The organism is Micromonospora musae (genome assembly GCF_003626635.1).
Taxonomy (GTDB): domain Bacteria; phylum Actinomycetota; class Actinomycetes; order Mycobacteriales; family Micromonosporaceae; genus Micromonospora; species Micromonospora musae.
Genome location: NZ_RAZT01000015.1, coordinates 107,728 through 126,908 on the forward strand (window position 1 = coordinate 107,728; position 19,181 = coordinate 126,908).

Genomic DNA, 19,181 nt, shown 5'->3' on the forward strand with positions numbered 1-19,181 from the left:
CGTGCTATCAAGAGGCATGCCGGCGGAGACCACTGACATCGACGACATTCGCGAGCAAGCGCGGCGCTGGCTCGACGACGACCCGGATCCGGCGAGCCGGACGGAGCTACAGGCGGTCCTCGACCGCTTGCCGGCGAGCGCCCCGGACCTCGCCGACCGGTTCTCCGGTCCGCTGACCTTCGGCACCGCCGGCCTGCGTGGGCCGCTGCGGGCCGGGCCGAACGGGATGAACCTCGCGGTGGTCACCCAGGCCGCCGCCGGGCTGGTCGGCTGGCTCGCCGCCCAGGGCGGCACCGGTCCGCTGGTGATCGGGTACGACGCCCGGCACGGTTCCCGGGAGTTCGCCGAACGCACCGCCCAGATCGCCACCGGGGCAGGACGGCCCGCGCTGCTGCTGCCCCGGCCGCTGCCGACCCCCGTGCTCGCGTACGCGGTACGCCGGCTCGACGCGGTGGCCGGGGTGATGGTCACCGCCAGTCACAATCCGCCGCAGGACAACGGCTACAAGGTCTACCTCGGCGCGCAGCTGGGCGGGTCGCTCGGCGCCGGCGCGCAGATCGTGCCGCCCGCCGACGCCGGGATCGAGGCCGCCATCCGGGCCGTCGGCCCGCTGACCGAGGTGCCGCTCGGCCCGCCCGGTCAGGTGCTCGGCGACGACCTGGTCGCCTCCTACGTGCAACAGGTCGCGTCGGTGATCGCGCCGGACGGCTCCCGGGACCTCGCCGTGGCGTACACCCCGCTGCACGGGGTGGGTGCGGCCGTCCTGACCGCGGCCTTCGCCCGGGCCGGCTTCCCGGTGCCGGGGATCGTGCCCGAGCAGGCCGAACCGGATCCGGAGTTCCCCACCGTCTCCTTCCCCAACCCGGAGGAGCCGGGCGCGGTGGACCTGCTGGTGGGGCTCGCGAACGCGACCGACGCGGACCTCGCCGTCGCGAACGACCCGGACGCGGACCGCTGCGCGGTGGCGGTACGCGACGGTGGATCCGGCTGGCGGATGCTCCGCGGTGACGAGGTGGGGGTACTCCTCGCCGACCACCTGATGCGGCGCGGGGTCAAGGGGCTCTACGCCACCACGATCGTGTCGTCGTCACTGCTGCGGGCGATGTGCGCCGCGCGCGGACTGCCGTACGACGAGACGCTGACCGGGTTCAAGTGGATCGTCCGGGCGGGCGGCGGTACGGAGCCGCTGGTCTTCGGGTACGAGGAGGCGCTCGGCTACTGCGTCGCGCCGGAACTCGTCCGCGACAAGGACGGGATCAGCGCCGCGCTGACCGTCGCCGAACTGGCCGCCGGGCTGAAGGCGCAGGGGCGCTCCCTGACCGACCGGCTCGACGAGCTGGCCGCCGAGTTCGGGGTGCACCACACCGACCAGCTCTCGGTGCGGGTGGACGATCTGCGGCAGATCGCCGACGCGATGGCCCGGATCAGGGCGGCCACGCCGACGGCGCTGCTCGGGCAGCCGGTCGACACGGCCGAGGACCTGCTCCCCGAGGCGGACGTGGTGATCCTGCGTACCGCCACGGCGCGGGTGGTGATCCGTCCCTCCGGTACCGAGCCGAAGCTGAAGGCGTACCTGGAGGTGGTGGAGCCGGTCACCGGCGGCGACGTCCCCGCCGCCCGCACCCGCGCCCAGCAGGCAATCACCCGCCTCCGCACAGAGATCGCCACCGCCCTAAACCTCTGACCCCACCCCTGTCGGTGTTGATCAAGAGCTTTGCGTCAGGAATCGCGGGGAACCTGACGCAAAGCTCTTGATCAACCGGGCGGGGGTCCGGGAAAGCGGGGGGGCGGGGGGGACGGGGTGGGGGGTGGGGGTTAGCGGCGGGGGCCGAGGGCGGCGTCGACTGCCTGCGCCAGGGCGGCGACGACCAGGCCCACCGAGGGACGGACCACCGAGTCGTCCAGGCTGACCTCGCCGGAGAAACCGGCGCCGGTCGCGATCTCGGCCAGCCGGTGGCGGGCGGTCTCGGCGGCCTCCCCGCTCACCCCGAGCGCGGACTCCATGCGCAGCACCGCGACGAGCGTGGCCAGCGCGGCGGTCCGCTCGTCCGGGGCAACCCCGCTGGTGAGCGCGTCGGCCAGCCGGTGCCGGGTGTCGGCCTCGACGGTGGCGTCCAGCACCGGGTAGCGGTGCACGTGGATGAAGCCCAGTTCGGTCTCCTCCACGTCCCGGACCACGCCCTGGCTGCACAGGTCACCCAGGATCCGGTCGCGAAGGCCGTGCCGGAGCCGCTGCACCCAGGAGGACGGGGTGTGCGGGGTGTCCTCGGCTATTCGGGCCAGCACACCATCGGCGACCGCCTCCCCGGTGGGCGTCGGGTCGACCGCCGTCAGGTTCCCGTCGGCGTACGCGATCCGGCCCGCGAGCGCCAACTCGATCAGTACCGCCGCGGCCATCCCCAGGTCGAGGCTGATCCGCGGCATCGTCGCCTTGCCCGTCTCGTCGTCGTACGCGAGGAGCAGCAGCTCTTCGGCGAGCGCAACACCAGTCATGGCCGCAGACGCTATCCCGTCCCCGCACCCCCCGCACCGGGCGCGCCGTCGCACCCCCGGGGTCGCGCGCTCGTTCACGACAGAGAGGGCTCATTCAGCGTGGAATGAGCCCTCTCTGTCGTGCGATGTGGCCGCCGCCGGCTCGGCGCGGTGACGGCGCGGGGGTCAGAAGCGGGGCATGCCGCCGAACTGGCGGTCGCCGGCGTCGCCGAGGCCGGGGACGATGAACCTCTCGTCGTTGAGACCCTCGTCGATCGAGGCGGTAACCAGGCGCATCGGCAGACCGGAGCGTTGCAGCCGTTCGATGCCGGCCGGCGCGGCGAGCACGCAGAGGACGGTGATGTCGGTGCAGCCCCTGTCGGCGAGCAGGCGGCAGCAGTGCTCCAGCGATCCGCCGGTCGCGAGCATCGGGTCCAGCACCAGCACCGGCAGGCCGCTCAGGTCCCGGGGCAGCGACTCCATGTACGCGCGCGGCTCGAACGTCTTCTCGTCCCGGGCCAGCCCCACGAAGCCCATCGAGGACTCGGGCAGCAGGCCCAACGCGGCGTCGGCCATCCCCAGACCGGCCCGCAGCACCGGCACCAGCAGCGGCGGGTTCGCCAGCCGGGTGCCGTCGGTGCCGGTGACCGGCGTCTGAATGTCGTACCGCTCGACCGGGAAGGAGCGCGCCGCCTCGTACACCAGCATGGTGGTGAGTTCGTGCAGCGCCGCCCGGAAGGAGGCGGAGTCGGTGCGCTCGTCCCGCATGGCGGTCAGCCGGGACTGCGCCAGCGGGTGGTCAATGACGTGTACATCCACGATCGCTCAACCTACCGAACGGCCCGGCGCCGGCGTGCGGGGTGCGGCGCAGGGGCGACGCCGCTCACCCGTACCACCCGAACGTGACCAAGATCACTGGGTCGATGGATGCGTAGACTTCCCTGCATGACGGCGACAGCGACGTCGGCCCGGTCGGACCTCTCCGAGCTGGGACGATCCGAGACCGCTCTGCGGACCTTCCTGCACGGCCTGCCCGGCGTGGACCAGGTCGGCGCGGAGCAGCGGGCGGCACAGCTCGGCACCCGCTCCATCAAGACCACCGCCAAGGCCCAGGCGATCGACCTGGCGATCCGGATGGTCGACCTCACCACCCTCGAGGGCGCGGACACCCCGGGCAAGGTGCGGGCGTTGGCGGCCAAGGCGCTGCGCCCCGACCCGGCCGACTTGTCCTGCCCGCACGTCGGCGCGGTCTGCGTCTACCCGGCGATGGTGCCGTACGTCGCCGAGGTGCTGCGCGGCAGCAAGGTGCACCTGGCCAGCGTGGCGACCGCCTTCCCGTCCGGCCAGGCCCCGCTGGAGGTCAAGCTCGCCGACACCCGGGCGGCCGTCGAGGCCGGCGCCGACGAGATCGACATGGTGATCAACCGGGGCGCGTTCCTGGCCGGCCGCTACCAGGAGGTGTACGACGAGATCGTCGCCACCAAGGCGGCCTGCGGGGACGCCCACCTCAAGGTGATCCTGGAGACCGGTGAGCTCGCCACGTACGACAACGTGCGGCGCGCCTCCTGGCTGGCCATGCTGGCCGGCGGCGACTTCATCAAGACCTCCACCGGCAAGGTTCCGGTGGCCGCCACCCCGCCGGTGACGCTGGTGATGCTCGAGGCGGTGCGCGACTTCCGCGCCGCCACCGGCCGCCAGGTCGGCGTGAAGCCGGCGGGCGGGATCCGGACCACCAAGGATGCGATCAAGTACCTGGTGATGGTGAACGAGACCGTCGGCCCGGACTGGCTGGACCCGGACTGGTTCCGCTTCGGCGCGTCCAGCCTCCTGAACGACCTGCTGATGCAGCGCACCAAGCTGACGACCGGTGTCTACGCCGGTCCCGACTACTTCACCCTGGACTGAGCCCGATGTTCGAATACGCTCCCGCTCCCGAGTCCCGCTCGGTGGTGGACCTCAAGCCCACGTACGGGCTCTTCATCGACGGGAAGTTCGTCGATCCCTCCGACGGCGGCAGCTTCAAGTCGGTCAACCCGGCCACCGAGGAGGTGCTCGCCGAGATCGCGGAGGCCGGCTCCGGCGACGTCGACCGCGCGGTCCGGGCGGCCCGGCGGGCGTACGAGAAGGTGTGGGGTCCGATGCCCGGCCGGGACCGGGCCAAGTACCTGTACCGGATCGCCCGGATCATCCAGGAGCGCTCCCGCGAGCTGGCGGTGCTCGAGTCGCTGGACAACGGCAAGCCGATCAAGGAGTCCCGGGACGTCGACCTGCCGCTGGTCGCCGCGCACTTCTTCTACTACGCCGGCTGGGCCGACAAGCTGCCCTACGCGGGCTTCGGCCCGAACCCGGCGCCGGTCGGGGTGGCCGCCCAGGTCATCCCGTGGAACTTCCCGCTGCTGATGCTGGCGTGGAAGATCGCCCCGGCGCTGGCGGGCGGCAACACGGTGGTGCTGAAGCCGGCCGAGACGACGCCGCTCACCGCGCTGCTCTTCGCCGAGATCTGCCAGCAGGCCGACCTACCGCCGGGCGTGGTCAACATCGTCACCGGCGCCGGGGAGACCGGCCGGACGCTCGTCGAGCACCCGGGCGTGGACAAGGTCGCCTTCACCGGCTCGACCGAGGTCGGCCGCGCGATCGCCCGTTCGGTGGCCGGCACCCGCAAGAAGCTCACCCTGGAGCTGGGCGGCAAGGCCGCCAACATCGTCTTCGACGACGCGCCGGTCGACCAGGCCGTCGAGGGCATCGTCAACGGCATCTTCTTCAACCAGGGCCACGTCTGCTGCGCCGGCTCCCGACTGCTGGTGCAGGAGTCCGTCGCCGACCGGGTGCTGGAGGCGCTGAAGCGGCGAATGGCCCAGCTGCGCCTCGGCGATCCGCTGGACAAGAACACCGACATCGGCGCGATCAACTCGGCGGCGCAGCTGGCCCGGATCAAGGAGCTCTCCGACGCGGGCTCGGCCGAGGGCGCGGAGCGCTGGTCGCCGCCGTGCGAGCTGCCGGACCGGGGCTTCTGGTTCGCCCCGACCATCTTCACCGGGGTCACCCAGGCGCACCGGATCGCCCGGGAGGAGATCTTCGGGCCGGTGCTCTCCGTACTCACCTTCCGCACCCCGGCCGAGGCGGTGGAGAAGGCGAACAACACCCCGTACGGGCTGTCGGCCGGGATCTGGACCGACAAGGGCTCCCGGATCCTCTGGATGGCCGACCGGCTGCGCGCCGGCGTGGTCTGGGCCAACACGTTCAACAAGTTCGACCCCACCTCGCCCTTCGGCGGCTACAAGGAGTCGGGCTACGGCCGCGAGGGCGGCCGGCACGGGCTGGAGGCGTACCTCAATGTCTGAGCGGGTCGCGGTACGCAAGACGTACAAGCTCTACATCGGCGGGAAGTTCCCTCGCAGCGAGTCGGGACGGTCGTATCTCGTGCAGGACGCGAATGTGTCGTTGGCCTCCCGCAAGGACGCGCGGGACGCCGTGGTCGCCGCCCGGGCCGCCGTGAAGGGGTGGGCCGGGGCGACCGCGTACAACCGGGGTCAGATCCTCTACCGCGTCGCCGAGATGCTGGAGGGCCGGCGGGAGCAGTTCGTGGCGCTCGGTGTGCCGGGCGACGAGGTGGACGCGGCGATCGACCGCTGGGTCTGGTACGCCGGCTGGTCCGACAAGCTCGCCCAGGTGTACGGCGGCGCGAACCCGGTCGCCGGCCCGTACTTCAACCTCTCCGCGCCGGAGCCGACGGGCGTGGTGGCCGTGGTCGCCCCGGAGCGGCCGGCGCTGCTCGGGCTGGTCAGCGTGATCGCCCCGGCCATCGTCTCCGGCAACACCGTGGTGGTGGCGGCCTCCCCGGCGGAGCCGTTGGCGGCGATCACCCTGGCCGAGGTGCTGGCCACCTCGGACCTGCCGGGCGGGGTGGTCAACCTCCTCACCGGCCGGATCAGCGAGACCGCGCCGACGCTCGCCGCACACATGGACGTCAACGCCGTCGACCTGACCGGCGTGGGTGACGCCGAGCTGGCCGTGGAGCTGGAGGTCAAGGCCGCGGAGAACCTGAAGCGGGTGCTCCGGCCGGCGCCCGCCGAGCACGACTGGTTCGCCGATCCCGGGGTGACCCGGATGACCGCGTTGCTGGAGACGAAGACGGTCTGGCACCCCAAGGGCACCTGACCCGCACCCACACCCCTCCCCAAGATCCGCACACTTTCACGGAAAGAGTGGCCTCCGCGCGTCGGATGGCCAGTCTTTCCGTGAAAGAGGCATGTGCTGGGAGGGGTGGGAGGGGGTTCTACTACGGGGGGTAGGATTGAGGGGTGACTCGGCTCGGTGATCTCGAACGTGCGGTGATGGACGTGCTGTGGGACTCGGTCCCAAGCACGTCCGACGGCGTGACCGTGCGCGAGGTCGCAGACGCGCTGGCTGGCCGGGAGCTGGCCTACACCACGGTGATGACGGTGCTGGACCGGTTGGCCGGCAAGGGCATGGTGCAGCGCCAGCGGGAGGGGCGGGCCTGGCGCTACCGGGCCGCCGCGAGCCGCGAGGCGCACATCGCCCAGCTCATGCTCGACGCCCTCGACCTGGGCGGCAGCCGGGACGCGGCGCTGGTGCGATTCGCGCGCTCGGTGACCGGCACGGAGGCCGAGGTGCTCCGCGCCGCCCTGGCCGCCGAGGCCTCCGGCGGCGGCGCCGGGCCGGGCGCGCTGACCGGGCGGATCGAGGCGCCGACCAGCACGCGGGCCGAGCGCCCGACCTCCGCCGACGAGGCAGTGGACGGGTAGGGCGGCGGCCGTGGCGTACGCGCTGCACTTCACCCTGACGATCCTGGCCTGCTGGGGGACCGCCCAGGTGCTGGCCCGCTCGACCTGGTCCTGGCACAGCCCCCGGGCGGCGATCGTCTGCTGGCAGGCGGTGGGGTTGGCGCTCGGCCTCTCCGCCATGGGACTGCCGATCGCGCTCGGGTTGAGCGCGTACGACCTGCCTCCCGGCAGCGGGCTGGTGGCCCTCTTCGACGACCTGCTGCACGACCGGCTCCCCGCCGGGGTCAACGTGCTGCACCTGGGCGGGGTCGGCATCGGGTTCGGGATCGGCGCGGTGCTGCTGACCACGACCGTACGCAGCGTCCACGGCGCCCTGCGCGCCCAACGCCGGCACCGGGACCTGCTCGCCCTGGTGGCCCGGGACGACCCGGCCGTGCCCGGTGCGCTCGTGCTCGACCACCCGAGCGCGGCGGCGTACTGCCTGCCGGGGGTGAAGCCGCGGGTGGTGGTGAGCGCGGGCACGTTGAGCCTGCTGAACCCGGCCGAGCTGGACGCGGTGCTCACCCACGAGCGGGCGCACGCCCAGGAGCGGCACGATCTGGTGCTGCTGCCGTTCACCGCGCTGGGCCGGGCGCTGCCCTGGGTCCGCTGGGTGCGCCAGGCGCACGAGCGGGTCGCCCTGCTGGTCGAGATGCGGGCCGACGACAAGGCCCGGGAGCTGCATGCCGAGGCGCCGCTGGCGGGCGCGCTGCGCCGGTTCGCCAGCGCCGGTCACCGGATCACGCCGGCCGGCGCGCTCGGCCTGGGCGACCGGGACCTCGACGTCCGGGTGCAGCGGCTGCTGGTCGCGGACGAGCCGCGTCGGCTGACCGTGGTCACCGCGCTGGCCGTCGCGTCGATGCTGGTCACTCTGCCCGTCTCGCTCTTCCTGAGCTGATCCCACTCCGCAACAACTACTACGCCTTGTCGTATAGTTGACTACGACAAGGCGTAGTAGTTATAGGTAGTAAATCTACGTGTAGGCTCGCTACCAAAAGCGAGCCAACTCGTTGGAGTGCCGGATGGACACCCTGCTCCTCGCCCGACTGCAGTTCGCCACCACGACGTCGATCCACTTCCTCTTCGTGATCGTCACGCTCGGCCTCGTCACCCTGCTGGTCGGCCTCCAGACGGCGTGGGTGATCACCGGAAACCCGAAGTACGAGCGACTCACCCGGTTCTGGGGCCAGCTCTACGTGATCAACTACGTGCTCGGCATCGCCACCGGCATCGTGATGGAGTTCCAGTTCGGCCTGAACTGGAGCGGGCTGTCGCGCTACGTCGGCAACGTCTTCGGCGCGCCCCTGGCGATCGAGACCCTCGTCGCCTTCTTCCTCGAATCCACGTTCCTCGGCATGTGGATCTTCGGGTGGCACCGGCTGCGGCGCGGCGTACACCTCGCGCTGCTCTGGGGCGTGGCGCTCACCGCGTACGCCTCGGCGTTCTGGATCCTGGTCGCCAACGCCTGGCTGCAGAACCCGGTCGGCTACGAGGTACGCGACGGCGTCGCACACCTCACCGACTTCTCGGCGCTGCTCACCAACCCCACCCTCGGCATGGCCTTCGGGCACGTGGTCTCGGCGGCGCTGCTGGTCGGCGGGGTGCTGATGGCCGCGGTCAGCGCCGGGCACCTGATCCGCCGCACCACCGACCACGCGCTGCACCGCACCGCGCTGCGGATCGGGCTCGTCACCGCGGCGCTCTCGATCACCCTGGTGCAGGGCTTCGGGTTCGCCCAGTTCGCTCCGGTCGGGAGCGTGCAGCCCACGAAGTTCGGCGGCGGCGGCGACGAGGCCCAGGCCATGATCGCCGAGTGGACCGCCCGGTTCGGCCCCGGCGACTACACGCCGCCGGTGCTGGCCAGCGCCGGGCTCGGCTTCATGATCATGATTGGCTTCACCCTCGGCGCGCTCTGGCTGCTGGTGCCGCTGCTCTGGCGGGACTGGATCATCCGGCTGCGCTTCCCGCTCTGGCTGCTGCTGCTCGCCCTCCCGCTGCCGTTCGTCGCCGCGATCCTCGGCTGGATCGCGCGCGAGGTCGGCCGCCAGCCCTGGGTCGCGTACGGGCTGCTCCCCGTCGACCAGGCGGTCTCCCCCGTCGGCGCCCCGGCCATGCTCACCTCGCTGATCGGCTTCAGCCTGCTGCTCGGCACGCTCGCCGTCACCAACTGGGTGCTCATCGCCCGGCACGCCGCCCGAGGAGCGCAGGACCCGGCCCTCGGCCGACCCCCGGGACAGCCGCTCGACCTCCGTACCGAGCCCACCTTCGCGTGAGGAGCTGACGTGGAACTCACCTGGTACGTCCTGCTCGGCCTCTTCTTCGGCACCTACCTGGTGCTCGGCGGCTACGACTACGGAGTCGGCCTCTCGCTCGCCCGCAACGGCGACCCCGGGCGCCGTCGCGCCGCGCTCAACGCCGTCGGCCCGTTCTTCCTCGGCAACGAGGTCTGGTTGGTGGCGGCCGTCGGCATCCTCTTCGGCGCCTTCCCCGTGCTGGAGGGCGAACTGCTCTCCGGGTTCTACCCGGCCGTGCTGGGAGCGCTCGCCGGGGTGATCCTGGTGACCGCCGGGGTGCAGCTGCGCAGCCGTCCCAGCCACGAGCGGGTCCGCGCCCGGTGGGACCGGGTGGTCGTCGTGGGCAGCGCGCTCGCCGCCCTCGGTTGGGGGGCGCTGCTCGCCGGGCTGCTCCAGGGCGTACCGCGCGACGCCGACGGGCACGTCGTCGGGCTGACCCACCTCGTCACCCCGTTCGCCGCGGCCGCCGGGCTCGCCATGGTCGCGCTGGTGGCGGCGCACGGTGCGACCTTCCTCACGCTCCGGCTGCCGGCCGCCGACGCCGACCGGGCCGGCCGGCTGGCCCGCCGACTGCTCCCGGTGGCGCTCGCCGCGGTCGGCGTCGCCACCGTCGTCGGTCTCCTCTCCGAACGCGTACGGGCGACCGCGCAGCAGCCGCTCGCCGGCGTACTGCTGCCCGCGCTGCTGGTCACGGCGCTGCTGGTGGCCCGCGCGGCGCTCGCCCGAGGGCGCCCGGGGGTGGCCTTCACCGCAACGGCGGCGACCCTCGCGCTGCCGGTGGCGCTGGTCGGCGCGACCCTCTGGCCCTACGTGCTGGTCTCCACCACCGACCCGAGCGCGTCGCTGACCGTGGCCGACGCCGCCGCCAGCACCCCCACCCTGCGTCTGCTCGGCTGGCTCGCGCTGCCACTCATGCCGGCCCTACTAGGCTTCCAACTGATGTGTTGGTGGGTGTTCCGGGGACGGACGGACGGCAGAGCACCGGTGTACTGGTGAACCGCCGCCCCTTCGACCCACGTCTGCTGCGTCGGGTCCCCGCGGCCCGCCGCGACCTCGCCCTGCTCGCCCTGCTGGGCGTGCTCGCCGCAGGTCTGATCGTCGCCCAGGCGACCGCGCTGGCCGCCCTGCTCGCGACCGCGTTCGACGGGCGGCTGGACCGCCTCGCGCTCACCGGCTTCGGCGTCACCGTCGCGGCCCGCGCGCTGCTGGTCTGGGCGCAGGGCACGGTGGCCGCCCGGGTCGCCGCGACGGTCAAGGCCGCGCTCCGCGCCGACCTGCTCGCCGCGGTCGGCCACAACGGCCCGGGCTGGGTCGCCGGGCAGCGGGCCGGGCAGCTCGCGACGCTCGCCGGGCGGGGGCTCGACGCGCTGGACGCCTACTTCACCGGCTACCTGCCGCAGCTGGTGCTCAGCGTCACCGTTCCGCTGGCCGTCCTCGCCCGGATCGGGCTCGCCGACTGGAGCTCGGCGCTGATCATCGCGGTGACGCTGCCGCTGATCCCGATCTTCGGTGCGCTGCTCGGCTGGCAGGCCCAGGCCGCCACCGAACGCCAGTGGCGTCGGCTCACGCTGCTCGGCGGGCACTTCCTGGACATGGTCGCCGGCCTACCCACGCTGCGCGCCTTCGGCCGCGCCCGGGCACAGGTCGACGTCGTACGCCGGATGGCCGACGGACACCGGGTCGCCACCATGCGTACGCTGCGCATCGCCTTCCTCTCCGCGCTGGTGCTGGAGCTGGTCGCCACCCTCTCGGTGGCGCTGGTGGCGGTGCCGGTCGGCATCCGTCTGCTCGGTGGCGGGCTCGCGCTGCAGACCGCGCTGCTGGTGCTGCTGCTCACCCCGGAGGCGTACCTGCCGCTGCGGGCCGCCGGAAGCCGGTTCCACGCCAGCCAGGAGGGGCTCGCCGCACTGAACGACGCGTTCGCGGTGGAGGCGGGCGGACCCGCCCCGCGACCGGCGGCCGGTCGGCTCGTACCCGACGGCCGCGGCGAGATCCGGTTCGAGTCGGTGACCGTGGCGTACGAGCGCACCACCGCCCTGCGCGACGTGACGCTGACCGTACGACCCGGCGAGCGGATCGCCGTCGTCGGACCGAGCGGCGCCGGCAAGAGCACCCTGCTGGGGCTCCTGCTCGGCTTCGTGACCCCGACCAGCGGCCGGATCACTGTCGACGGCGTGGACCTGGCCGAGGCCGACCTGGACGCCTGGCGTCGCCAGCTCGCCTGGGTCCCGCAGCGCGCCCACCTCTTCGCCGCCTCCCTGGCCGACAACATCCGCCTCGGCGCGCCGGACACCCCCGACGCGGCCCTCGCCGGAGCGGTCCGCGACGCGGCGCTGGACGAGGTCGTCGCCGGCCTCCCCGAGGGGCTCGACACCCTGCTCGGCGAGCGCGGGCACGGCCTCTCCAGCGGGCAACGGCAGCGGGTGGCGCTGGCCCGGGCATTCCTCCGCGACGCCCCGGTGGTGCTGCTCGACGAACCGACCGCGCGGCTGGACAGCGCCTCCGAGGCGGTGGTGCTCAGCGCCACCCACCGGCTGGTGGCTGGACGGACCGCACTGCTCGTGGCGCACCGTCCCGCGCTGCTCTCCGACGCCGACCGGATCCTGCGGATCGAGGATGGCCGGGTCACCGAAGTGAGCCCCGTACCGACCGGGGAGGCCTCCCGATGAGCGAACTGCCGCGCCCCGAGCCTGCGCCCGGCCCGGCCGACCGGCCCGGACCCGCCCCGGACGGAACCGGTGCGGCCGCGCTCGACGCCGGTCGGGCCGGTCCGCTCGGCCCCGCCGCCGCCGGTGTGGCCGTCCCGTCGGAGTTCGACGTCGCCGGCCCCGCCACGGTCGACCCGCCGCTCGGCCCGGTCGACCCGGCCGAAGGCCTCGGTTCCGCGACCCGGACGGGGTCCGCCGAGCGGGCGGTGCTGCGCCTGGCCCGGCCGTACCTCGGCCGACTGGTCGGCGCGGGGCTGCTCGCCGCGGCCACCGAGTTCGCCGGGCTGGCCCTGATGGCGACCGCGACCTGGCTGCTGATGAGCGCGGCGGGCCGGCCGCCGCTGGACCGGCTCACCGTGGCCATCGTCGCCGTACGCGCGCTCGCGATCAGCCGGGGCGTGTTCCGCTACACCGAACGGCTCGCCGGGCACGACGCCGTGCTGCGGATGATCACCGACGTACGGGCCCGGGTCTTCGCCACGCTCGCCGCCCGCCGTGCCGCCCCGGCACGCTCCGGCGACTCGTTGAGCCGGCTCGTCTCCGACGTGGAGGCGGTCCAGGACCTGCTGCTGCGGGTCCTCGTACCGGCCTCGGCGGCGGCGCTGGTCAGCCTGCTCGCGGTGGCCGGGGCGGCGCTGATCTCGCTCCCCGCCGCGGCGGTGCTCGCGGTCGGGCTGCTCGTCGCCGGGCTGGCCCTGCCCACCCTGGCCACCGCGCTGACCCGGCGCAGCGCCGCCGAGCTGGCGCCGTTGCGCGGTGCGCTGGCCGCCGACGCCGTCGACCTGACCCACGGCGCCGCCGACCTCGCCGCGTTCGGTGCCACCGAATCCGCGCTGCGGGCCGCGACCGGCCGCGCCGGACGGCTGGCCCGGCTGGAACGTCGCCTCGCCGCCGCCGGGTTCGCGGTGGACGCCGTCGGCACCCTGGTCGCCGGGCTCACCGCCGGCGCGGTGGTGCTCGTCGCCCTCTCCGCGGGGGTGCCCGGCGTGCTCGTCGGCGTGCTGGCCGTGGGCACCCTGAGCGCCGTCGAGATCGCGTTGGCGCTGGTCGGCGCGGCCCGGCAGCGTACCCAGCTCGGCGCCGGGCTGACCCGGGTGGCGGTCCTGCTCGACGAGACCGCCCCCGCCGCCCCGCCGGCCGACGCTCGGCGGGCCGCCGGGCCCGAGCCCCTGCCCGGCGCCGAACTACCGCCCCCGGCCGCGCCGAGCGGGCCGGCGGTGGGCGGTGGGCACGACGTCCACCTCGACGAGGTGACGGTCCGGTACCGGGCCGGGGCACCGCCCGCGCTGGACCGGGTGAGCCTCGACCTGCGGGGCGGACGACGGATCGCGGTGGTCGGCCCGAGCGGGGCCGGCAAGAGCACGCTGGCCGCCGTCCTGACCGGCGCCGTACGCCCCGCCGGTGGGCGGGCGACCGTCGGTGGACGCGACGTGACGACGTACTCCGCCGACGAGCTGCCGCGGCTGATCGGCGGGCTGCTCGCCGAGGCGTACGTCTTCCACGCCACCGTTCGGGAGAACCTGCTGCTCGGCCGTCCGGGCGCGGACGACGAGGAGTTGGCCACCGCGACCGCCGCAGCCGGTCTGCTCGACTGGGTACGCGCCCAGCCGGCCGGCTGGGACACGGTGGTCGGCGAGGAGGGCGGTCAGCTCTCCGGCGGACAACGGCAGCGGCTGGCGCTGGCCCGGGCGCTGCTGGCCGCGCCGCCGGTGCTGCTGCTCGACGAGCCCACCGAGGGGCTGGACCCGACAGCAGCGGACGCGGTGCTCGCCTCGGCGCTGGCCGCCACCCCCGCCGGGCACTCGGTGCTGCTCATCAGCCACCGGCTCACCGGGCTGGCCGGACTGGACGAGGTGGTGGTCCTCGACGCCGGCCGGGTGGCCCAGCGCGGCCGGCACGCCGAACTGCTCGCCACCCCCGGCTGGTACCGGGACCAGTGGCTGCTCCAGGAGGCGGCCGAGCGCGGCTACCTCGCGCTCTCCCCCTGACGGGTTCTCCGGGACGGACCAGGGTTGTCCCGGACAGCACGGAAGCGGTCGACGTGGCAGGGTGGGTCCATGCCACGCCGCGACGACGTCATGGTGGAGGACCACCTGCGGACGCTGGCCGGGCTGCTGCGCGGGCCGGCCCGGATGAAGGCCGACCTGCTGACCGAGGCGCGGCACGGGTTGCTCGACGCGGTCGAGGCGTACCGCGCGGACGGCCTGCCGGCGGTCGAGGCCGAGCGGCGGGCGGTGACCGAGTTCGGCAGCGCGGCGCAGCTCGTGCCGGCCTGGCAGGCCGAGCTCACGACCGGCGCGTTGCGCACCCTGTCGCTACGGGTGCTCGCCGTGGCGGCGCTCCTGGTCGCCGGGGGCGACCTCACCTGGCGCGGGTCGAGTTGGAGCGCCGGGCCCCGCCCGCCGGAGGGCTACCTGCACCTCTCCGAGTCGGTGAGCGTGCTCTGGCTGGCCGCGCTCGTCTTCGCGGCCGGCGGGCTGCTGCTGGTCACGTGGGCCGCCCGGTCGCCCGGCTCCGGCGCCGCGACGCTGGTCCGGCTGGTCGGCTCCGGGCTCGCCGGCTCGCTGATCCTCGGCGTACCGGCGGGGGCCGCACTCTTCGCCTGGTCGATCGCGCTCTGGGACGGCGCGCTGACCTGGCCACCGATGATCATCGGGGCGACGCTCGCGGGCGCCGGCTACCTCTGGCTGGGGCGGGCCCTGCGCGGCTGGGTGCTCGCCGTCCGCTGAACTCCGCCCGGCAGGGCCGACCACCGGCGAGCCCCGGTCAGGCGGCCCGTCCGTTTCGGCTCCCGGGCGACGCCCGCCCGGCCGGTGCGGCCACGTCAGGCCGGCGCGGGCGGGGTTCCGGGGTCGAGGAACCGTCCGACTGTCGCGCTGAACTCGTGCCAGCCGGCGCGCTCGCCGGCGAGCGCCCGGTGCCCGGCGTCGGTGAGCTGGTACGTGCGCCGCTCCCGGCCGTTGACCGTGCTCCAGTCGCTGACCACGTGCCCGGCGCGCTCCAGCCGGCGCAGGGCGGGATAGATCGTCCCGGTCGGCAGGTCGAGATTGCCGTCGCTGCGGGCGCGCAGCGCCTCGATGATGGCGTAGCCGTGCAGGGCGCCCCCTTCCAGCACCGCCAGCAGCAGGGCGTCGAGGTGTCCGTGCAGCGACTGAGCCTTCATGCGTAGCTACGCTACTTGTCCGACGGCCGTACCGCCACCGGCGACCGGCGGTCCCGGACCGGGGTGCGGCCACCGGTGTTCCGGAGCGGCCCACTAGGGTATGTGCCCAGAGTCACTCACCGGCAGCAGCGCCGGAAGTGGGCAGCCCGAAGCACACGGAGGTCAGCGTGGCCCGCCAGACGCCTCAACGGCCCGACGCCGACGAGCCCGAGCTCGACGACACCACCGAGCCGGTCGAGCCGGAGGAGGCCGACGCCGACCGCCCCTCGGCGAACGCCGACCGGTCGCTCTGGGATTCGGTCGACATCGACCCGGTGGAGATCGCCCTTCCCGCCGGCACCGGTTTCACGCTGCGCGCGTACCGGTCGGCGCGTGACCTGACCCCGACCGACGTCGCCGAGCGGGACCAGGACGACCCGTTCCTCGCCCGCCGCCAGGTGATCGAGGAGGAGGAGGACGACGAGACCGTCGTGATCCTCGACGAGGAGCTGGCCGACGAGTTCGCGGCGAGCGACGAGGAGGACGAGCGCGGCCGGCGCGAGGCCGACGGCGAGGACGCCGACACCGCCGAGGAGGAGGCCGCCGAGGAGGCGGGCGACGAGGAGGTCCCGGTCTTCCTCTCCCACAAGGGGAAGCTGCTGCTCTTCAAGACCCCGGAGTCGCTGGTCAGTTTCATCCGATCCGGTGCGCCCAACGACCTGTCTCAACTGGACAGTTGGCAAGAACTGTCCGAACGGGTCGAGCCGGCCGACATCGCCCCGCTGGACGAGGACACCTACGAGCTCGACCTGGTGGTGGAGAACCTCCGCGGCGGGCACGACACCTGGGACCCGACGCTGCTGATCGAGGCCGGCGAGGCCGCCCGTGACCTGTCGTACGCCCTGCACCTACCGGCCGTACTCGACATGCTCTCCGCCGGCTCCAGCCTCGATGACCTGGACGAGGCGCTCCGGGCCTCGGTCAACGGCGGGGTAGGCGGATTCCTCGGTCGACGCCGACTCAAGAAAATCGGGGCACAAACCGCAAGCCTCGGTTGGCGCACCATTGTCGGCAAGATCTCTGCCGTCGTGGACTGGCGCGACTGACCCTTACCGGGGAGCATCAGTCTCTGGCAGAGGAACACCTGTCCCGGGAGGAGGACGACGCCGTGGCGCTCGTGCGCGTGTACTGCGGTCTGGCCTCGGCAGATCCGGCCGACCGACCGGCCTCGGCCGGCTCGGCGCTGACGTCCGCTGTGGTGGATGACGCGGGCCGTCTGCTGCATGTCTGCGAGATCAGCGACGACCCGGCCGGCTACGCCCAGCTGGTCGCGCTGCTCGTGGAGCGGTCGGGCGGGCCGAGCGGTGCCGCGATCGCCGCCGACAGCGACGACCACACCGTCACCTCACTGCTCAGCGCGGCCGGCCGTCCCCTCGCGATCGCGGACGACGACTCGGTGGACGACTTCGCCGAGCGATTCGCCGACGACGACTCGTTGGAGGAGATGCAGTCGCCACCGGCGGAGCGCCGCGCGGTCGGCCTGGCCCGGGCGCTGCAGGCCGGCGCGCTCTCCGCGGTGACCCTCCCCGCCCCTCGGGACCTCGCCGGCTACAAGCAGGTCCTCGCCGCGCACGCCGCGCTGGCCAGCGGACGCCACTCGGCCGCCGCGGCGCTGCGCGAAGTGCTCCGGGAGCTCTACCCGGCCGCGCTGCGCGCGTACCCCGATCCGGCCGAGCCGGTGCCGCTGGCCGTGCTCGACGCCCTGCCCGAGCCGAGCATGCTCGCCGGCACGGTCGGGCAGGGCCGGGAGATGTCGGTCGCCGCGGACGCCATCACCGCACACCTGGCGGCCGACGGCGTCGCCGACGAGGGCGAGATCGACGAGGCGATGACCGCGCTGCGGGTCGCCATCTCCGAGACGCCCCGGCGGGCCACGGTGAACCGGGCCCTCACCGCCGCGGTGGCGGAGACGATCCGACAGGCGGTGGCCTCGGTCCGGGCCTGCGACGCGGGCTGCGACGCGCTCGTCGACGCGCTCAACGCCCGGGTCACCACGCCCGCCCCGGCCGCCGGCCGACGCGCCGCGGCCCGCCGCACCGAGCTGCCCGGCCTGACCGGCAACACCAGTGGCCTGCGCGCGATCCGCCCGACCACCACCGAGCCCACGCCATCCGGCGGCGGCCGGCGAAGCCGTCCCGAGCCGATCTCCGCGGGCAGCACCCCGCTGCCGCCCCGACCGCTCGGGCCGCCACCGGTCGCGCCGGAACCGGTCGCGCCTCCGCCGGTCGCCCCGGCGCCGGTCACGCCGGCCGCGCTGGCCGGGCCGCCGGTCTCCGCGCCGCCCGCGTTCACTGAGCCCGCGGCGAGCCAGATCGACGCGCCCACCAACCGGCCCGTCTCCGCACCGCCTCCCCCGCCGCCCGGGATCACGCCGATCGCGCCCGCGCAGCGCGGCAAGGTGCCACCCGCCGAGGCCGGCGAGCCGTTCCGACCGACGTTGACCACCGCGGCGATCCAGAGCGCCCGGGCGGAGCGGCAGCGCACGGTGATTCCGCCGCGGCCGAAGACCAACGGGGGGGACGCCGCGCCGCCGACGGGCGGGTTCAGCGCCACCGACCTGAGTGTCCCGGTGCCCGCTCCCCGACCCGAGCAGGAATCCGCCCCACCCGGCTCGCGGGCCAACTGGCCGCTGGTCAACAACCCGGAGGACCCGTCCGACGGCCCGACGGAGAACCCGGTCGCCTACCCGTACGGGGGTGGTCGTGGCGTCGACGCGCCGACCGACCCCGGCGCGGGCGAGGGCCGGGTCACCCCGCCGTGGCTCGCCGACGACCTGCCTCAGGAACCGCCGATGCTGCGGCTCGTCGAGCCGCCGCCGCTGGCCGACCGGGCGCTGCGCGAGAACACCGACCCGCAGCTGGAGCTGCCGTCGCTGCGCCTGGTGGACGGCGCGGACTCCGGCCGCAACGGACGCCCCGCCGCCCGGGCGGAACGCCCGCCCGTCGAGCACCGGCAGCCGCCGGCCGCCGAGCATCGGCCGACCCCGCCGCTCGAACAGCGACCGACCCCGTCGCTCGAACGCCGACCGACTCCGCCGCTCGAACGCCGGTCGGCCCCGCCGCTCGAACAGCGACCGACCCCGCCGGTCGAGCACCGGCCGCCGCCGGTGGCCGACGAGAGCGGCGACGGCGATCTGCTGATCTTCGCCCAGGCCAGGTCCGCCTGGTTCGTGGGGCACGACGACGAGGTGGACCTGGACTGGGCCAGCCTGGCCGACACCGGCTGGCAGGCCGCCGAGCAGGCCGCCCAGCCCGCCGTCGGCTCCGAGACCAGGGCCGGGCTGCCCAAGCGGGTGCCGCAGGCCAACCTGGTTCCGGGGTCGCCGCTGCGGGAGGAGCGACCGCTGCGGATCGTCCGGGACGCGGCGAGCCTCGCCGAGAACACCACCGGTTACTTCCGTGGCTGGCGTCGAGGTCAGGAGATCGGCGGTTTCGCGGTGGGTGGCCGCCCGGGCCGAGAGGCCGCCGGCGGCTGGGACTTCAGCCGTGACCACGGTGACCGCGACGACGATCGGGAGTACGAGTACCGCTCGGCCGGGTACCGCTCCTAGATCCGCTGACGCAGCAGAGCCCCTGTTCCGACCCCTCCGGGTTGGCACAGGGGCTCTTCGCTTGCCAGCGGCCCGCTCAGGGCGCCTGCCGGGGCCAGCGCGCGGGGCCGAACCGCGTGCCCGAGCACGACCAGGGCCGAACCGCGTGCCTGAGCACGAGCGTCGGTTCGC

Annotated in this window: 16 protein-coding genes; 13 read left to right on the forward strand and 3 right to left on the reverse strand. The window is 74.3% G+C overall.

What is annotated here, in order from left to right:
- Positions 1-16 precede the first annotated feature (16 nt).
- A complete protein-coding gene (locus D7044_RS26345) occupies positions 17-1,684 on the forward strand; it encodes a phospho-sugar mutase (RefSeq protein WP_120690489.1) in 1,668 nt (555 codons plus the stop codon).
- A gap of 131 nt (positions 1,685-1,815) precedes the next feature.
- On the opposite strand, the gene D7044_RS26350 is transcribed toward D7044_RS26345, so the two are convergent.
- On the reverse strand, positions 1,816-2,493 hold the full coding sequence (locus tag D7044_RS26350; RefSeq protein ID WP_120690490.1) for a GOLPH3/VPS74 family protein: 678 nt from the start codon (positions 2,491-2,493) through the stop codon (positions 1,816-1,818).
- Positions 2,494-2,658: 165 nt separating this feature from the next.
- A complete protein-coding gene (gene upp / locus D7044_RS26355) occupies positions 2,659-3,291 on the reverse strand; it encodes a uracil phosphoribosyltransferase (protein WP_120690491.1) in 633 nt (210 codons plus the stop codon).
- 126 nt (positions 3,292-3,417) lie between these two features.
- Between upp and deoC the strand changes: the two genes are divergently transcribed.
- The 10 genes from deoC to D7044_RS26405 all read left to right on the forward strand — a co-directional run bounded on the left by deoC (position 3,418) and on the right by D7044_RS26405 (position 14,987).
- Complete coding sequence (gene deoC, locus D7044_RS26360) at positions 3,418-4,377, forward strand: deoxyribose-phosphate aldolase (protein ID WP_120690492.1); 960 nt, start codon at positions 3,418-3,420, stop codon at positions 4,375-4,377.
- Positions 4,378-4,382: 5 nt separating this feature from the next.
- A complete protein-coding gene (locus D7044_RS26365; RefSeq protein ID WP_120690493.1) occupies positions 4,383-5,813 on the forward strand; it encodes an aldehyde dehydrogenase family protein in 1,431 nt (476 codons plus the stop codon).
- Positions 5,806-6,630 carry an aldehyde dehydrogenase family protein gene (locus D7044_RS26370; RefSeq protein ID WP_120673392.1) on the forward strand — a complete coding sequence of 275 codons (825 nt, stop codon included), beginning with the start codon at positions 5,806-5,808 and terminating at the stop codon, positions 6,628-6,630. The genes D7044_RS26365 and D7044_RS26370 overlap by 8 nt, the downstream gene beginning before the upstream one ends.
- Positions 6,631-6,773: 143 nt before the next feature.
- The gene (locus D7044_RS26375; protein ID WP_120673393.1) at positions 6,774-7,238 is read left to right on the forward strand and encodes a BlaI/MecI/CopY family transcriptional regulator; all 465 of its coding nucleotides are present in this window, start codon (positions 6,774-6,776) and stop codon (positions 7,236-7,238) included.
- A gap of 10 nt (positions 7,239-7,248) precedes the next feature.
- A complete protein-coding gene (locus D7044_RS26380; protein WP_120690494.1) occupies positions 7,249-8,154 on the forward strand; it encodes a M56 family metallopeptidase in 906 nt (301 codons plus the stop codon).
- A gap of 124 nt (positions 8,155-8,278) precedes the next feature.
- Positions 8,279-9,529 (forward strand): cytochrome ubiquinol oxidase subunit I, encoded by a 1,251-nt coding sequence (locus D7044_RS26385; RefSeq protein WP_120690495.1) that lies wholly within the window; start codon positions 8,279-8,281, stop codon positions 9,527-9,529.
- A 9-nt stretch (positions 9,530-9,538) separates the two neighbouring features.
- Positions 9,539-10,546 (forward strand): cytochrome d ubiquinol oxidase subunit II, encoded by a 1,008-nt coding sequence (gene cydB / locus D7044_RS26390; RefSeq protein ID WP_120690496.1) that lies wholly within the window; start codon positions 9,539-9,541, stop codon positions 10,544-10,546.
- Positions 10,543-12,219, forward strand: coding sequence for a thiol reductant ABC exporter subunit CydD (gene cydD / locus D7044_RS26395; RefSeq protein ID WP_120690514.1), 1,677 nt, complete (start codon positions 10,543-10,545; stop codon positions 12,217-12,219). Before cydB ends, cydD begins: the two co-directional genes overlap by 4 nt.
- Positions 12,216-14,246, forward strand: coding sequence for a thiol reductant ABC exporter subunit CydC (gene cydC, locus D7044_RS26400; protein ID WP_325050918.1), 2,031 nt, complete (start codon positions 12,216-12,218; stop codon positions 14,244-14,246). Before cydD ends, cydC begins: the two co-directional genes overlap by 4 nt.
- 69 nt (positions 14,247-14,315) lie before the next feature.
- Positions 14,316-14,987 (forward strand): permease prefix domain 1-containing protein, encoded by a 672-nt coding sequence (locus D7044_RS26405; protein WP_120673397.1) that lies wholly within the window; start codon positions 14,316-14,318, stop codon positions 14,985-14,987.
- A gap of 95 nt (positions 14,988-15,082) precedes the next feature.
- Here D7044_RS26405 and D7044_RS26410 read toward each other — a convergent pair whose 3' ends face one another.
- Positions 15,083-15,421 (reverse strand): PadR family transcriptional regulator, encoded by a 339-nt coding sequence (locus D7044_RS26410; protein WP_120673398.1) that lies wholly within the window; start codon positions 15,419-15,421, stop codon positions 15,083-15,085.
- Between the two features lie 137 nt (positions 15,422-15,558).
- On the opposite strand from D7044_RS26410, the gene D7044_RS26415 reads away from it, so the two are divergent.
- Entirely contained in the window at positions 15,559-16,506 is a 948-nt protein-coding gene (locus D7044_RS26415; RefSeq protein WP_120690497.1) for a DNA primase, read from the forward strand.
- Between the two features lie 38 nt (positions 16,507-16,544).
- Positions 16,545-19,010 carry a transposase gene (locus D7044_RS26420; protein WP_120690516.1) on the forward strand — a complete coding sequence of 822 codons (2,466 nt, stop codon included), beginning with the start codon at positions 16,545-16,547 and terminating at the stop codon, positions 19,008-19,010.
- The last annotated feature ends 171 nt before the right edge of the window (positions 19,011-19,181 follow it).

Excerpts from the sequence above, each read along its gene's own strand:
- D7044_RS26370 (WP_120673392.1), top strand. The coding sequence starts at position 5,806 with ATGTCTGAGCGGGTCGCGGTACGCAAGACGTACAAGCTCTACATCGGC.
- cydC (WP_325050918.1), top strand. The coding sequence starts at position 12,216 with ATGAGCGAACTGCCGCGCCCCGAGCCTGCGCCCGGCCCGGCCGACCGG.
- D7044_RS26385 (WP_120690495.1), top strand. The coding sequence starts at position 8,279 with ATGGACACCCTGCTCCTCGCCCGACTGCAGTTCGCCACCACGACGTCG.
- D7044_RS26410 (WP_120673398.1), bottom strand. The coding sequence starts at position 15,421 with ATGAAGGCTCAGTCGCTGCACGGACACCTCGACGCCCTGCTGCTGGCG.
- D7044_RS26350 (WP_120690490.1), bottom strand. The coding sequence starts at position 2,493 with ATGACTGGTGTTGCGCTCGCCGAAGAGCTGCTGCTCCTCGCGTACGAC.
- D7044_RS26365 (WP_120690493.1), top strand. The coding sequence starts at position 4,383 with ATGTTCGAATACGCTCCCGCTCCCGAGTCCCGCTCGGTGGTGGACCTC.
- D7044_RS26345 (WP_120690489.1), top strand. The coding sequence starts at position 17 with ATGCCGGCGGAGACCACTGACATCGACGACATTCGCGAGCAAGCGCGG.
- deoC (WP_120690492.1), top strand. The coding sequence starts at position 3,418 with ATGACGGCGACAGCGACGTCGGCCCGGTCGGACCTCTCCGAGCTGGGA.
- D7044_RS26405 (WP_120673397.1), top strand. The coding sequence starts at position 14,316 with ATGCCACGCCGCGACGACGTCATGGTGGAGGACCACCTGCGGACGCTG.